The sequence below is a fragment of the Granulicella sibirica genome, assembly GCF_004115155.1.
In the GTDB taxonomy this organism is placed as follows: Bacteria; Acidobacteriota; Terriglobia; order Terriglobales; family Acidobacteriaceae; genus Edaphobacter; species Edaphobacter sibiricus.
Map to the genome: position 1 here is coordinate 1,105,784 of NZ_RDSM01000003.1, position 13,690 is coordinate 1,119,473.

Annotated in this window: 14 protein-coding genes; 7 read left to right on the forward strand and 7 right to left on the reverse strand. The window is 55.2% G+C overall.

What is annotated here, in order from left to right:
• Window positions 1-4: 4 nt before the first annotated feature.
• Entirely contained in the window at window positions 5-373 is a 369-nt protein-coding gene (locus tag GRAN_RS21385; RefSeq protein WP_128915029.1) for a hypothetical protein, read from the forward strand.
• Between the two features lie 593 nt (window positions 374-966).
• Here the strand turns inward: GRAN_RS21385 and GRAN_RS27135 are convergent.
• Window positions 967-1,167 (reverse strand): helix-turn-helix domain-containing protein, encoded by a 201-nt coding sequence (locus tag GRAN_RS27135; RefSeq protein ID WP_421800871.1) that lies wholly within the window; start codon window positions 1,165-1,167, stop codon window positions 967-969.
• On the opposite strand from GRAN_RS27135, the gene GRAN_RS26445 reads away from it, so the two are divergent.
• The 4 genes from GRAN_RS26445 (at window position 1,108) to GRAN_RS21405 (ending at window position 3,671) form a co-directional block, all read left to right on the forward strand.
• Window positions 1,108-1,374: a hypothetical protein gene (locus GRAN_RS26445; RefSeq protein ID WP_241655057.1), complete on the forward strand. Its 267-nt coding sequence runs from the start codon at window positions 1,108-1,110 to the stop codon at window positions 1,372-1,374. The two genes, GRAN_RS27135 and GRAN_RS26445, sit on opposite strands and share 60 nt — an antisense overlap.
• A 235-nt stretch (window positions 1,375-1,609) precedes the next feature.
• Window positions 1,610-2,350, forward strand: coding sequence for a DUF6088 family protein (locus tag GRAN_RS21395; RefSeq protein WP_128915031.1), 741 nt, complete (start codon window positions 1,610-1,612; stop codon window positions 2,348-2,350).
• A complete protein-coding gene (locus tag GRAN_RS21400; RefSeq protein ID WP_128915032.1) occupies window positions 2,347-3,309 on the forward strand; it encodes a nucleotidyl transferase AbiEii/AbiGii toxin family protein in 963 nt (320 codons plus the stop codon). Before GRAN_RS21395 ends, GRAN_RS21400 begins: the two co-directional genes overlap by 4 nt.
• A 26-nt stretch (window positions 3,310-3,335) precedes the next feature.
• The gene (locus GRAN_RS21405) at window positions 3,336-3,671 is read left to right on the forward strand and encodes a hypothetical protein (RefSeq protein WP_128915033.1); all 336 of its coding nucleotides are present in this window, start codon (window positions 3,336-3,338) and stop codon (window positions 3,669-3,671) included.
• 21 nt (window positions 3,672-3,692) lie between these two features.
• On the opposite strand, the gene GRAN_RS21410 is transcribed toward GRAN_RS21405, so the two are convergent.
• The 6 genes from GRAN_RS21410 to GRAN_RS21435 all read right to left on the reverse strand — a co-directional run bounded on the left by GRAN_RS21410 (window position 3,693) and on the right by GRAN_RS21435 (window position 10,232).
• Window positions 3,693-4,646: a toll/interleukin-1 receptor domain-containing protein gene (locus tag GRAN_RS21410; RefSeq protein WP_128915034.1), complete on the reverse strand. Its 954-nt coding sequence runs from the start codon at window positions 4,644-4,646 to the stop codon at window positions 3,693-3,695.
• A gap of 87 nt (window positions 4,647-4,733) precedes the next feature.
• Window positions 4,734-5,705, reverse strand: coding sequence for a tyrosine-type recombinase/integrase (locus GRAN_RS21415; RefSeq protein ID WP_128915035.1), 972 nt, complete (start codon window positions 5,703-5,705; stop codon window positions 4,734-4,736).
• Complete coding sequence (locus GRAN_RS21420) at window positions 5,702-6,943, reverse strand: tyrosine-type recombinase/integrase (RefSeq protein ID WP_128915036.1); 1,242 nt, start codon at window positions 6,941-6,943, stop codon at window positions 5,702-5,704. Before GRAN_RS21420 ends, GRAN_RS21415 begins: the two co-directional genes overlap by 4 nt.
• On the reverse strand, window positions 6,936-7,880 hold the full coding sequence (locus GRAN_RS21425; RefSeq protein WP_161571093.1) for a tyrosine-type recombinase/integrase: 945 nt from the start codon (window positions 7,878-7,880) through the stop codon (window positions 6,936-6,938). The genes GRAN_RS21420 and GRAN_RS21425 overlap by 8 nt, the downstream gene beginning before the upstream one ends.
• Window positions 7,881-7,960: 80 nt before the next feature.
• A complete protein-coding gene (locus GRAN_RS21430) occupies window positions 7,961-9,208 on the reverse strand; it encodes a site-specific integrase (protein WP_128915038.1) in 1,248 nt (415 codons plus the stop codon).
• A 280-nt stretch (window positions 9,209-9,488) separates the two neighbouring features.
• Window positions 9,489-10,232, reverse strand: a complete 744-nt coding sequence (locus tag GRAN_RS21435; protein ID WP_128915039.1) for a hypothetical protein — start codon at window positions 10,230-10,232, stop codon at window positions 9,489-9,491.
• Between the two features lie 136 nt (window positions 10,233-10,368).
• Here GRAN_RS21435 and GRAN_RS21440 point away from each other — a divergent pair, with 136 nt between their 5' ends.
• Window positions 10,369-10,905: a hypothetical protein gene (locus GRAN_RS21440; protein WP_128915040.1), complete on the forward strand. Its 537-nt coding sequence runs from the start codon at window positions 10,369-10,371 to the stop codon at window positions 10,903-10,905.
• Window positions 10,880-13,681, forward strand: coding sequence for a hypothetical protein (locus GRAN_RS21445; RefSeq protein WP_128915041.1), 2,802 nt, complete (start codon window positions 10,880-10,882; stop codon window positions 13,679-13,681). The genes GRAN_RS21440 and GRAN_RS21445 overlap by 26 nt, the downstream gene beginning before the upstream one ends.
• The last annotated feature ends 9 nt before the right edge of the window (window positions 13,682-13,690 follow it).

The following is a 13,690-nucleotide window of genomic DNA, read 5'->3' on the forward strand; positions in this document are numbered from 1 at the left end:
TTGGATGAATGAAGTCAAAGTCGCAACGTCGGGCTCAAGCACTGAGCAAGAGCATGAACCCATCTTTATCCAATATGTCTCGGGCATATCAGGTCGCGTTTACGATCACGAAATGGTCGATCATTTGGCCGACATGTTGCTCATCTTTTATTGTGGCGGAGGGACTGCTCTTGGCGCCATTACCGGAGCATCTCTAGGGCTTAGATTCTTCTTGGATTCGGGAAGCCTCGGCCAAGGGCTGGTAGCTATCCTTTGCTGCGGCTTTGCCGGCAGCATCGTAGGCTGCCTGCTGGTCATGGTCGTGCTCAACTTCCGAGGACTGATGAAATGGGATGGCATGATCCTACGTCGATCCGTCCGACTAAAAAGATAGAGGCATCATTTGTCTCGAAGTATTTTCGCAGCAGGTGGCTGGCGGATTCCGGCTGAGAGTTGGGTAAGCTCCGGGGCTAGAGGAGTGCCTCGTCCTTAAGCTCGATTTGCCAGGTTTGAACATAGCGCTCACAGAGGCGAGATGCTATCGAATTCCTTGAGATCTAGCTTCAACAGTCCAGTGGTCTCGTAGCGCATATAGACATCAGCCTATCGTGCGTTCCATGCGTTGACCTGTCCCCGGCAATCTCTGCCATTTGAATCTGAAGTTCTCTCGTAAATTATTTGAGAGGACGGCGGCGATGAAGAAGAGCCATTTCCGTGAAGAGCAGATTATCGGGATCCTGAAGCAGGGTGAGGCGGGGATAAGGACATCAATGCCCAAATGGATTCTAAGTTGTTGAGATTTATGGAGGCGCGGGTCGGGATCGAACACATTTACCGCTTTGAAAACATGTAACTTGCACATTCTAAAAAGGGACAAAAGTGCCAAAATGCCTAGAGCGGCCAGCAGTTAGCACAAATTAGCACAAAATCTACGACCGCTCAGTGACAATGAAGTCACTTCCGCGATCACGTTCCTCGTTCTGACGCTCAGCTTCCGAAGAAAAATTGAATCGGCTTCTTGTACAGCTTCGCCAATTGGATCAGCTCCATGAGGTCCACGCGGCGGTCGCCGGTTTCGCACTTCGACAAGAACGAGTGCGACATGCCCATCTGCGCGGAAACTTCGCGTTGGCTAAGACCAACTTCTTCTCTTGCGTTAATCAAGCGGCGAAGCACATCACCATGCATTATCTGGTACGGAGCGGTCCGGGCCTTTCGCGACTTTCGGGTTTCGGCTTCGGCACGCTGCTTCACAACTTAAGGTTGTGGAAGCTGCGCGAGTATATTCAGAACGACTTCGGGTCTCTTGTCAATCTTGATGTAGTAAGCACCCTCTTGTCAGGGTCGTTGCTGGGAATTGAACCCATGAATACTGGTTTTGCAGATGCGCCATAACCTTTATTTTCAGTTATTTATGTGAACTACACCACCCTCAAAAAACCTGAAAAGTACGCAAGGGAATCTTCTCAGTGGTGTTAAAGTGGTGTTGTTTTCGATGCGCCTTTGACGCGTGCATCCACACTTATATCGGCTACTTGAAGCGGATGCCTGGTATCTCTGTTCTCTTTGATGTCAAGTTTTGTCGCAAAAAAACTTGACATAGGCGGGATGCCGCGCCATCGTAAAAGAGATGGAAGAGAGCACCAAAACCCGCAAAACAGCCAGCTCCATCCGCCAACAGATTGAACGGGGTGGGGAACGGCTTTGGCGTCACGATGATTTCCGGGACCAGCCCTTTCCGGCTGTCGCCCAGACTTTGTCTCGCCTGACCCGCAGCGGCACACTGCAACGGTTGAGCAAGGGCATCTACTACCGTTCGCGCTCCACGGCTTTCGGGCCCAGCCATCCCAATCCCACCGCCATTCAGAAATTAGCGGAACGGAACAGCACCATCTATCCGTCAGGAGTCGCTGCAGCAAACTTGCTCGGCTTCACGACTCAGACTCCCAAACGAAGCGAAGTGGCGACCAGCTCTCTCAGTCTTCCAAGAAAGCTAATTGGAGCGGAAACTCGTGTCCACGCCCGGCGACCGGAAGCATGGAAGAACCTGTCCGAACGAGAAGCCGCCTTGCTCGACTTTCTGCGCAACGGAGGCAGGACGAGCGAACTCTCTCCGGAGAAAACCATTCAGAAGACCTTAGCTCTGCTCAAAACTGATCGCCAGCTCGAACGGCTGCTCAAGGTCGCTGATTCTGAGCCGCCACGGGTTCGCGCCTTACTTGGAGCTTTGGCCGAAGAACTTGGACAACACCCAGGCGCGCAAACGCGCCTGCGCGGCTCCTTGAATCCTCTTTCAAGGTTCGACTTTGGATACTTTGCGTCGCTGAAGCACGCGCGCAAATGGCAGGCGAAGGAGTCGCCCCAATCGTGAAATTGTTCGAGCATCCCGATTTCGCGCAGGCGATCCTTCGTGCCGCAGAGCATTTCGCGGCTCAGGGATTACGCCCCGCGATCATCGAGAAGGACTACTACGTCACCGAAGTGTTGCGCATCATCGCCGCTGCTGCGGGCGACCAAATCATCTTCAAGGGCGGTACCAGTCTCTCCAAAGGCTGGAACCTGATCCAGCGGTTTTCGGAAGACATCGACATCTTCCTGGACCCACTGACGTTCGAGCCGGCGTTGACAAAACGAGGCATCGACCGGGAATTGAAGAGACTACGCGACGCTGTCGCCGCACATCCCGCATTGGAATTCCTGCCCGAAGAGAGCCAGACCATCGGCGGTTTCGGGCGCAATGATCGCTTCTCCTACGAGCAGCTTTACGGCGGTCGCGGCGAAGTTGCCAACCGTGTGCTACTTGAGGCCGGTGCCGCCAGCGGCCGCCAACCGACCGCCCATGTCGAGCTGCGCTCCTACCTCAGCCGGTTCCTCACGGAAACAGGCGTTACACTCGCAGCTGAAGACGAAGGTTCGTTTCCGATGCGCTTGCTCCACTTTCGGCGAACCTTCGTAGAGAAGATGTTTGCCATTCACAGCAAAGTAGAGATGCTCAAGCGCGACGGACGCCCGCTCGGCACCTACGCCCGGCACTATTACGATCTCTTTCAGCTTTCCCAACAGCCTGAGGTGATGGATATGCTCCAGTCCACCGAATACGAGGAGATCAAAGAGGATTACGACCTCATCAGCCGGACTCATTTTCCGGGCAGCTACTTTTTCCCTGACCGCATGAGCTTTGCCAACAGCGACGCTCTCTTTCCCAAACAGCAGCTCCTCTCCAATATCGCCCGCGAATATCAGGGCCAGTGCGAGGTCCTTTGCTTCGGCGAGTACCCGTCATGGGACACTGTGCAAAATCGGTTCGTCGAGCTACAGGAACTTCTGTAAGGTGAACACAGAGAGGAAATTCTTCCATGATCGAGATCAAAGGCTTCGACGACCTGAGCAAGAAGTTGGAAGACCTGGCTGAGAAGGCCGAATCAATTCACGGCACGCAAGAAGTCCCGCTGAGCGAATTGCTCACGCCTGGGTTTTTGGCAAAGCACACCCGGTTCCTTTCGGAAGATGAAATGTTCGAAGCGAGCGGCTTCAAAGTAGAGACGGCTGAAGATTTCGCAAACATCCCGGATGAGGAATGGGACAACTTCATTCAGCAAAACACTCCGTTCGCGTCCTGGAGCGATATGCTCTCGGCGGCAGGAACGGAATGGACCCAGAAGAAGCTTGGATTGGGCGAGGATGAAGCTTAGCCGCGGCCCGAGAAGGAACGATTAAGCAAGCGCACGCTTCATGCTCGGGGAAACGCTGTAGACATGTTTATCCGACAGCGTATTGGAAACTTTCAACCAGTTGCGTGAAGCGAACAAGTCAAGCAGATTGTCCACAACAAATGGAGCTATCTGTGTCGTTTCCGTGACCTCTGAAGCAGATTCCAGACCTTCATTGAGGATCACTAAGGCGACCTTACGAATGATTTCTTCGATCTGAGGCATGTTCGCTCTCGCGAAAACCATAAAGCCGTTCAACGTTGGCTGGATGACTCCTATTCCTCGCGGCAAGCCGCCCATCAATCGTTTGATCTTGATGTATCCCTGCTGTTCCAAAATTTCCAGCGAGTCAAGGAATGACTCCCGGGACATATCCTCCAGCTTCAACGAAAACTGTTCCGGGCTCCAAATCGGGCGGTTTCGTTCAATGGCATCTTCGTAGATCAACCGCAGGACCCGGATGTCGGAGGGATGAAGGCCGGGAATCGGCCGCTCTTTCAGGTAGTCCGGAGATTTTCCTAGGGCCGGTTTGTCACGACGGCCAAAGATGGCTGCCACAATTCGATCCAGTTGGTCTCCGTAATCATTCAAGTTTGGAATGGGCTCCCAAACGAGAGAGCGCAACGCTTCTGGAACCTCTGCTTTGTCCAAGACGATCGGTATGACCTTGGTCTGACGCGTGATTCGATTAACAATGGCCGTATTAAGTTCTTGCCGCACCCATGGTTTGGTGACACTTACCGCGGAGATCACAATCAGGACCGCTTCGGCTTCCTTAAGGCCTTCCTCGAAAAGCTTATCGACCAAACTATCTCCCGGCAGTATCTCCCATTTGTCGAGCCAGACATCGACTCCCTTCATACGTAGAGAAGTCGCAAAGGGGATTACGAATCGCTGTTTATCTTCGCTCGCGTGGCTGAGAAACACCTTCGGTGCTGGCACATTAGCCTCGATCATGAAAGAACACCATCCTCACCGCAGATTAGCCCAAGCCCCGCTTCTCCTGTATTGGTTGCGCCGGCAACTTAAGTCGTCAGATTGAGATTACAGAGAATCCAGAAACTTCATCAGTTGGGCGTCATCGCGCCACCGTTTTTTCCCGCGCATCGGGCTGAGCGTGTTGAGCTGCTTGCGAAACCGTTCCGGCGTCAAGGCACGATACCGCCCTGTCGCTCTTAGATCGCTCATCCCCATGTAGGCAGCGAGAGCGGGAAGCATGCGATTGAGGTCTGCGCCGCGTTTGTACCACGCGGTCAGGCGATGTACGGCAAAGGTATGGCGCAGGTCGTGCAGGCGCGGCTGATAACGGGACCCATCAGTACGCACCACCTCAGCCACCCTGCGAAGCCGCTCAAACGTCTTCTGCACCGTGTGATCGTTCAGCTTCTCCCCGTTGACCGTCAGAAAGAATTGCGGGTCGATCATCGTGCCCTTACGGCGCATATTCTTGTGATAGCGACGCAGTATCTCCAGCAGATCAGGGGCAATCGGAATCTCGCGTGTTCGCTCGAAACGACCGTTGCGAATGGTGATGCGACGCTTCCGAAAATCAATGTCGCTTCGTTCCAACCTCAGCGCCTCTCCCAACAGCACGCCGGTTCCGTACAGAAACAGCAGAAGCGTGCGGAACGTCCGCGCGGTAAAAATGGACATGAATCCGCGTTGCGTCTTGCTAGTGGACACCAGAAGCCGATGCAGTTCGGCGCGCGAGTAGATGTAGCGGACAAAGGTCTGTGGCAGAGGCCGGCAGCGCGGAGGGAGCGGCAAACCACCGATCTCCTGGTGCGCGACCCAGTACAGGAAAAATTGGTGGAGTACGCCATATTTGTACCCCCACATCCGGGAGACCAGTCCATCGCCGAGGAACGACTCCGCATGATGCACCCGGATGAGGTGAAGCGGGAGGTTTCCCACTTCCTTACCAAAGCAACGGAGAATCTGTGCCCCCTTGACCCACTCCACGCCTTGCATCCGTTTCGCCTTGATATAGAGGCGAATGCCTTCGCGTAGTCTCATCGCAACCCCGTGAGGCCGAACGCGGCAACCTGACGTAAGCCATATCCGTCATGTTTGGCATAGATGCCAATGGAGTTCGTATCATGGTGCCCGAGATACTCTGCGATATCGCTGAGAGAAGCGCCCTTTTTCAGCAAACGCGTCGCGCAAGCGTGGCGCAGGGAATGCGGGCCGATGTGCTCCAAATCGAGGCCAAGGATGCGCAATCGTTTCCCAACGGTCTGCCAGACAACCGTTGAGGAGAGTGGACCATAGGGACGCATCAGCGACAGGAAGAGATGGCTAGAGCTGTTTCGCACTCTACCGAAGCGAAGATACGCAAGAATCGCCTCGCCGACTTCATACTGGAGCGGATACTGTTGCATACCTCCGCGCTTCGCTCGTCGAACAATGAACACTTCGTTGCGCCAGTCGAAGTCATTCAACCGCAAGTCGCGGATTTCACTGCTGCGCAGGCCATAGATCGTCAGGAGCAATAGGATGGCTTTCGCACGCAGTTGTTCAGGCTTCGGCCCGTCGGCCAGTTTCAAGAGTTGGCTCACGTGTCGCCACGCGGGGCCCTTGGGGTGCGGGTGATACTTCGGGACACGCGGGCTGCGAATGCCGAGTGGCAGGTTGGGCGGGCACCAGCCTTGTGTCTCGGCATACTGGAAAAAGCTGCGCATCGCCTGGCACTGGGAAGCCATCACCTCAGGCTTCAACCCGGAGTTTCGTCTGCTGTCCAGGTACGTCTCGATTTCGCGTAAGGAAACGGTACGCAATTCGCCGCCCTGTGCCGCCAGCCATGTCAGGAAGTGCTGGGCGCGGTTACAGTACCCATTGATCGTGGCTGGTGCCAAACCTCGGGTGACACGCATGGCTTCGGTGAACGCCGCGATCTCGTTCTGATAAGGAAGAACGCGAGGAGCCAGCTTTCCATGGAAGCGCAGCCACGGGCGCGCGACGACCAGGAAGGATTCAGCGCGTCGCGACTGCGAGGCGATATCATCGCCCTCCCTTTGTTGCGTAGCAGACCACGCAGCTGCGGCTTGGCGCAGCTCTGCCATGCCGATCACACGCAATTCGTTCAGTGCAAGAAACTGCACAATCGGCACCAGCAGACTCGCCACGCGGTACAACGAACTATAGCCGTACTCTTGGCGGTGCAAATATCGTAAGTAGTCTTCCCGTTCCGTCAAGAGCGGTACCTGCTGATGAAGCGCGATCTGTTCCGAACGAGTAAAGATGCGTTCAATCATGCACCCTCGTTTCGGCTGCCCCAACGCGCAGCGGCCTATCGTTTACCCTGTCGAGTTGTTCCAGAAATCGCATCAGTTCCGTGTCATCCCGCCAGTGGCGCTTCCTCCGCCCTGGACTAAGCAGTTTGAGTTGAGCGCGAAATCGTTCCGGTGTCAGCGCTAAATAGCGCGTCGTGGAACCTAAACCAATCTGGCCCATGTACGCTGCAAGGGCCGGCAGCATCCGGTTGAGGTCCGCTCCATGACGCAGCCATACAGTAATGCGATGGACTGCGAAAGTAGTCCGCAGATCATGAATGCGCGGCTGGTAGTACGCACCATCGTGGCGGCGGATTCCGGAAAGCAATCGAATGCGTTTGAAGGTGCCATAGAGAGTATTCGGATTGAGGGCTTCGCCCCTTTTATTCACGAAGAAGTGCTCACTCGACGTTTTCTTACGCTGACGCATACGCTGATATCTGGTCAAAGCACGAACGATGTCATCGCCAATCGGCAACGTACGCGGACGATTGCCCGCTGGCCCACGCACGATGATCGTTCCTCGCCGCAGATCGACATCATCAAGCAGCAATCTCTGGGCCTCGCCGACGAGCACACCTGTTCCATAGAGCAGGATCAGCAGCGTACGCAATGTCTCCCCGTCGATGCGGCACCAGAGAGCTTGTTGGCTGGCACGCACCGTGCGCAACAGAGTGCATATTTCTACCCGGGTATAGATATAGGGAACGAAGGCACGGGAACGATCTTTGCGCTTGCTGGGCATGGGAGCACGTTGAATCTCGCCTCGCTTCACCCAGAAGTCGAAGAACCGGTGGAGCGCGTGATACTTCGCTTCCCAGGAGACCGGCGACGAAGAGATCTGGTGAAGCCATGCCGCGATGTGATGCGGCGCAATCCTCTGGAGTGCAAGGTCTCCCACTCGCTCGCCGAGCGTCACGAGATCTTTGTGGCTCGGATCGAGAGCCCCGGCGCCAGCGCGTCTTTGCTGGACGTAAATCTGAACTGCCTCCGAGAGCGTCAGCATATCCCCGTCAAACGAAACGCGGCTACCGCCCGCAGGGCCTTTTGATCGTGCTTGGCATAAATGCCGACCGACTGGAGGTTGCGATGCCCCAGAAACTCCGCAATCTCATGTAGGGAGTGCCCCTTTTTTAAAAGATAAGTCGCGCACGCATGACGCAGCGCATGTGGCCCGCGATGCTTTGTTTCCAGCCCCATCTTCTCCATTCGCTTCGCCACCACGAGCCACATTCCAGCAGCACCGATGGCGCGATAGGGAAGGTGGAGGGTTACGAAGACTTGGCGGCAGGAGCATCGGGGTCGCCCATAGCGCAGATAAGCGAGGATGGCTTCGCCGACTTCATATTGGATCGGGTATTGCTGGACGCCGCCGCCCTTCGCCCGGCGGACGGTGAAGGTCTCGCTTCGCCAGTCGAAGTCTTCCAAACGTAATCGTGCGACCTCGCTGCTTCGCAAGGCATAGATGGCATACAGCAGAAGCATCGCCTTGGCACGCAACGCTTCCACGGTCTTGCCGTTGACGGAACGGATCAGCCTGCGCACCTCCGCCCACTTCGGCCCTTTGGGCATCGTCGTCTGCGCCGGAACACGGGGGCTGCGGATGCGGTCGGCGGTGCCCGTTGCGCACCAGCCCTGGCTCTCGGCATATGCAAAGAAGGACCGAAGTGCTTGGCACTGCGTGGCCAGGGTCGCCGCCGTCCATCCCTCTGTACGCTTCAGGCGAACGAATGCGTTCGCCTCTTCGCCGGTCAGTTGGGAGAGATGATTGCCGCGCTCTGCCGCCCACCGCAGGAAGTTGTAGGTTCTGTCGGAGTAACTCTTGACGGTTGCCGCAGCGAGTCCACGCTGTCCAGCCAGTGCTTTGGTGAACTGCGCCAGGGGCGCGTCGAACCAGTCTGCCGGAGCCATCGGGAGCACAAGCATGCCATGGAAGCTCAGCCACTGTTTTGCGAAGCGAACGAAATAGCTGGCCGTCGCTCCGGGAAGGGTGCCTCGCCGTTCCGGCCCGGTGTATTCTTTCCAGCGTTCGCCCGCCGCTTCAATCTCTATTAGCTCCACCATACGCAGGCTAGTCAGCTCCATGGTGCGCACAATATGAAGCAGGTAGGCCGCAGCCGAGCGAACACGATCCGCGCCGAGACCCTTCTGCAATAGGTGATTGAGATACTGCTCGCGCTCAACCAGAAGAGGCGCTGTGTAGTGACGCAGATGCACGCTGGGAGAAGCGGTAATACGTTCGATCAATCGTCTGCCCTCATCTTGCCGGTGCAAGATCAGATTACCTGCGGGGGGAAGAAGGGAAGCAAACTACTACAACGCCGGAAGCCCAGCTTGGATCGTCGTCTCGCCTTCATCGTGCGGTGCTGATGGAAGTTGGTGGAAGCGGGGGGGGAGTCGAACCTTTTACCACAGCCCAAAATCTGTAACTTACACATTCGACAAGCTGCTACAAATGCCAAAACGGCCACTTGGACCGATCCATCGTACAGTTTTCATCCCGCGGTTTGTGGCGTATTCATCACCGCTAGGCCGCATCATGGGGATCCTCAGTCTCCGGAATCTCCCGATTGTACGATTCGACTGACACCTGCAACTGCGGAACTCCCTTCAGTTCCTTCGGCAGCTCTCCACCAAATAGATAGGGGACAGTGACGGGGAAACGGAAGTCGCGAGGGAACTTCTCCTTGAAATCACCCGGCGCGAACTCCAGCCAGACATTCGCCCCGAACTCAAAATACTCTTGCAGCCGGGTGTTCATCTCGACGTCTTCCCGGGGCTGGTGCTCGCTGATCGTCGGGAGGAAGTGATGAAGGAAGCGTTCATCGCCGTCCCATTTGCTGCCGATGATGGCGGGATTCTGGTGACCCATGTTGCGGTAGTCCCTGATCTCCTTGCGAAGGGCAAGCTGCTCGATCTGGTCGAGATGCTTTTCGTAGGTCCAGAAGTATTTTTCTCCGGCATGCTCCTTCTGCCCGCGGGTGATCGCCGTCCGCAACGCCTCGAAGACATGCTCCAGGTGCCAAAAGAACGCGGCCAGATGGCTCCGACAGATGACAATGTCCGTCTGCACATGATCTCGCACGTCCTGGTCCTGCTCACGCAGTAGCTTGACTGCCGTGCGGAGAGCGTCCGATTGCGAATACACGCGTACGTAGGCCATGTGGTATGCCGCGAAGCTGATCTGAAACCAGATCTCAGACAGTGCGTCCACAAAATCTTGTTCCGGGAGATCCGGCATTTTGAGCTTGTTGCCCAGACGCTGTTTCACGTGCATGACCTCAATAGGAGGATTCTAGACCCATCGTTCTTGCTTACTGGACCTCGTCGAGCTGTCGCGGGACGTCGCTCGAGACGATTCTCCTTAATCTCTGGGAGAATGGGTAATCCAAATACCGAGGCGCACGATGACGAAGACATCCAAACCGGGACTCGGCAACTTTTCTCCAAGAGATTTCTTGCGTGCCCGTCGTCCTGAGGCCTTTTCGGATTCTTGGTCAGAGCAAGAAAGTCATCTTGACCGATCGCTCCTTGAATACCACTTGGACACCATCACCAATCGCAGTCAGGAAGTCAGTTTTGAAGAGTTCGCTCGCGCCCTTGCAGAGAAGGAGGTTTGCCCCAATCTGGTTCCGCAGACCGGGCCAACGGGTGGGGGAGACAGCAAGGCGGATACAGAAACTTATCCAGTTGCCGATTCTTTGTCACTCCACTGGTTCGTTGGCGTTGGGCGGGAGTCCGCGGCAGAACGCTGGGCATTCGCGGCGAGTGCCAAAAAGGCATGGGGCCAGAAGGTCCGCGCAGATGTGGCGTCCATCGCGGGAACCGGACGGGGTTACACCAAGATTTTCTTCATTAGCAGCCGATACATTCGAAGCAAAGACCGAGCCGCGGCCGAGGATGAACTGTCGGAGAAGTATGGAATCGAAGGTACGCATATTTGATCGGACATGGATTCTTGACAAGGTCTTCCAAAACAAGCGCGAAGACTTAGCGATTGAAAAGCTTGAATTGGCGATCACTAGGCTCCCCACAACCAAGAACGGGCCTCTCGACCTTCAGCGGGAGCGTGATCTTCAAGAGATCGAAGCTCGCATTGAGCAGGCGGTGACGACCGAGCATTACAGCTTACATCTCGCCGACGATGCTTTGACCGCTCCGATATTGTCACGTGCTTTGGAACGACCACGCATTGAGACCGACGGACGATTTGAGCGTGCCGATCGTATCGTGCAAAAATGCGGCATCCCCCATCAATTCGTTCGGAATGCCTACGATCGAGCTCAGACTACCTTCTGGTGGTACGAGGACTTTCCGGAGTTCCTTAAGCGATACGACGCTATGGAAGAGCGCGTCCGAGATAGCTGGAACACGTACGATTATGAACTTCTGACAAATCTTTGGATTTTGCTTTACGGCTTGTATCGGAGAGATGACGCCCTAATTCCAAAGAGTTTCTTTGAGGAGAAGTCTTCACGCCTCTTAGCCGAATTGGACCGTCTTACCTCTCAGGAGGACCGACCGAGTTCCGTTGCGCAAGCCAAAACGATGAAGATCCTGATCAGCATTTTTCGAGCCGATCCCACGTCGAAAGACTTGCCAGCACTATTAGAAGAACTGAGCGCTGTCGTTTCCGAAGCGGAAGCACTCGCCGGATATCCGCTTATAAAGTTGATCGATTTACTCGTCGAGTTGGAAGACGTGCTCGATGACGTTCCCGGATATCGACGGCTATTCCAACAAATCGTCGATATCGCAGGCATGCGGAAAAACGATATCGTTGCCGCACAGATGCTTGTGAAGAGCGGACAGAAACAGTTGCTACGCGATCGACCCAATCAGGCGATCATGCATCTCGGCAAAGCATTAGGAAAGCTCTACAAAAACGAAAGCCGCCGTGAACTCGTTCGGGCGCTGTATCTGTGTGGAAGAGCCTACGAACGACTTGGTCTCTTTTGGGCAGCTCGAGGTTCCCTGCTGATCGCTGCGTCCCTTTCGACCGACGATCTGTTCGCAAAAGGAGATTTGAACCTCACTCAGCTCGCATGTTTCAACCGCATCAAGTGGATTGAGCTACAACTCGGACGCGTCCCTCACTTGCTCATGTGGCATCAAATTGATCAGACGCTAGCGCGGGCACTAGCCGAGCGCGATATTGATACCACGTCGATCGAACAGAGCGAAATGCAATTCGATTTCTCTCTCGCTATTCTGCTACTCAAGACTGACTTTTGGGAACTGAAGTGGCTAAAGGGCCTGCCGGATACTCTCGAAGCACATAACCTTCAGGTAGCGTCCGAAACGTTGCTTTTCGCTCTCGGGGATGCAGAAGACCGCTGGCGGGCTCCCGGCGGGGAGTCGCTAGAGCCCGTCCTGCTTGACGCTAGGAAGTCCGGGATCTTCGATGATCTCCCAGAACGCCCACTGTTTTATGAGCGGCGCACCGTCGAGATGAAGACAAACGTCCTCGGTTGTGTGGTCACCGTAAAAAGCGATAACCGCCATCCAAGCGTGGAACTCGGAGAGTCATTGCTGGCAGCATTGGAAGCAATATTTGCGACCTCTTCTTGGACCGAGGTCATTGCCAGAGAGCCCAGTTGCACCATTCACATCCGGCATAACGACTTTGCCTCCTTTCCGTTCGGGTTCGAGGTAAGCGCACGGGACGGCCATCCACACTTTGCAATCAATTGTGCCGACTTCTCCCCGAACCGTCTATCCCCGGAGCAAATGGTTTCGATTAAGGAGAAGATGCTCGCAACTTTGTCGAATGTTCTCGCTCGCATCCTTTGGATCAATGGCTCTATCGAGACCTACATGCAGCAGCTATTCGGTGATGAATTAGCTCTTCAGCGAGCGCTAGATTTCACCGGGAGCTTCATTGCGCTTGGCAATCTCATCGGAAGCAAACCGAAGGAACGGATAGGGCAATGGGTAGACCCCGACGCCAATCTGTACGAATTGCGGCGCCAGGCCTCCTGGGACTCTGAACTCCCAGAGTTGCATGCAGCCGATGAAAACGGCACCGCCGCCCGTTCCGAGTTTGCGGAACGATCAAAAGGGCAACCCAAGCACTCCCAGATGGAGATGGTTTCGCCCATAAGAACGGACCTTTGGGAAAAAGCCGGTTGGAGTGCGACAGCCTTCGCTGTTTCGCCTGACCCTCGGGTTCCGCCGATCATGGCGCCCGTATTTCGTGATCGAGTGAGTGCGCAGGCGATCTTCGCTGGCTGGAGGCGGGAAATCGGGAAGGAAGACAGGGACGATGCCGTTCGAGTTTCTCTTGTTAAAGGCATTAGCAAAACAAAGCCCTTTTCCTATTGCGTCATCATAGGAGCCAACGCGGAGGCTAAGCCACTTCGGCAAGGAACGAAATACTTCCTCCTCATGTCTCGCTTGAATCGTATGGACGCCACGTCCTCCTTCAACCTATCCAGATTCGAGAAGAGCGTGGATCAATGCGGAAAGTATTACTTGGCTCCCGCCGTCTATACGGGGAGAGGCGATGAATACGAGCTACTTGATGAGAATCATCTTCTCAAGATCCACGTCCATTTCAGAGATGCATGGTCAATTGGTCCAGGTGACGCTGACGGCGTTGGAGTTCAAGACGACGACGACCCCATCGTTCCGCCGGAGGCACAGAACGATCCCCCTTATAAGAAGCTTTTGGAATGGAAGAAAAAAGGCTTTGGTCCCACTACCTGGCCCCCACTTTAGCGTAGAGAA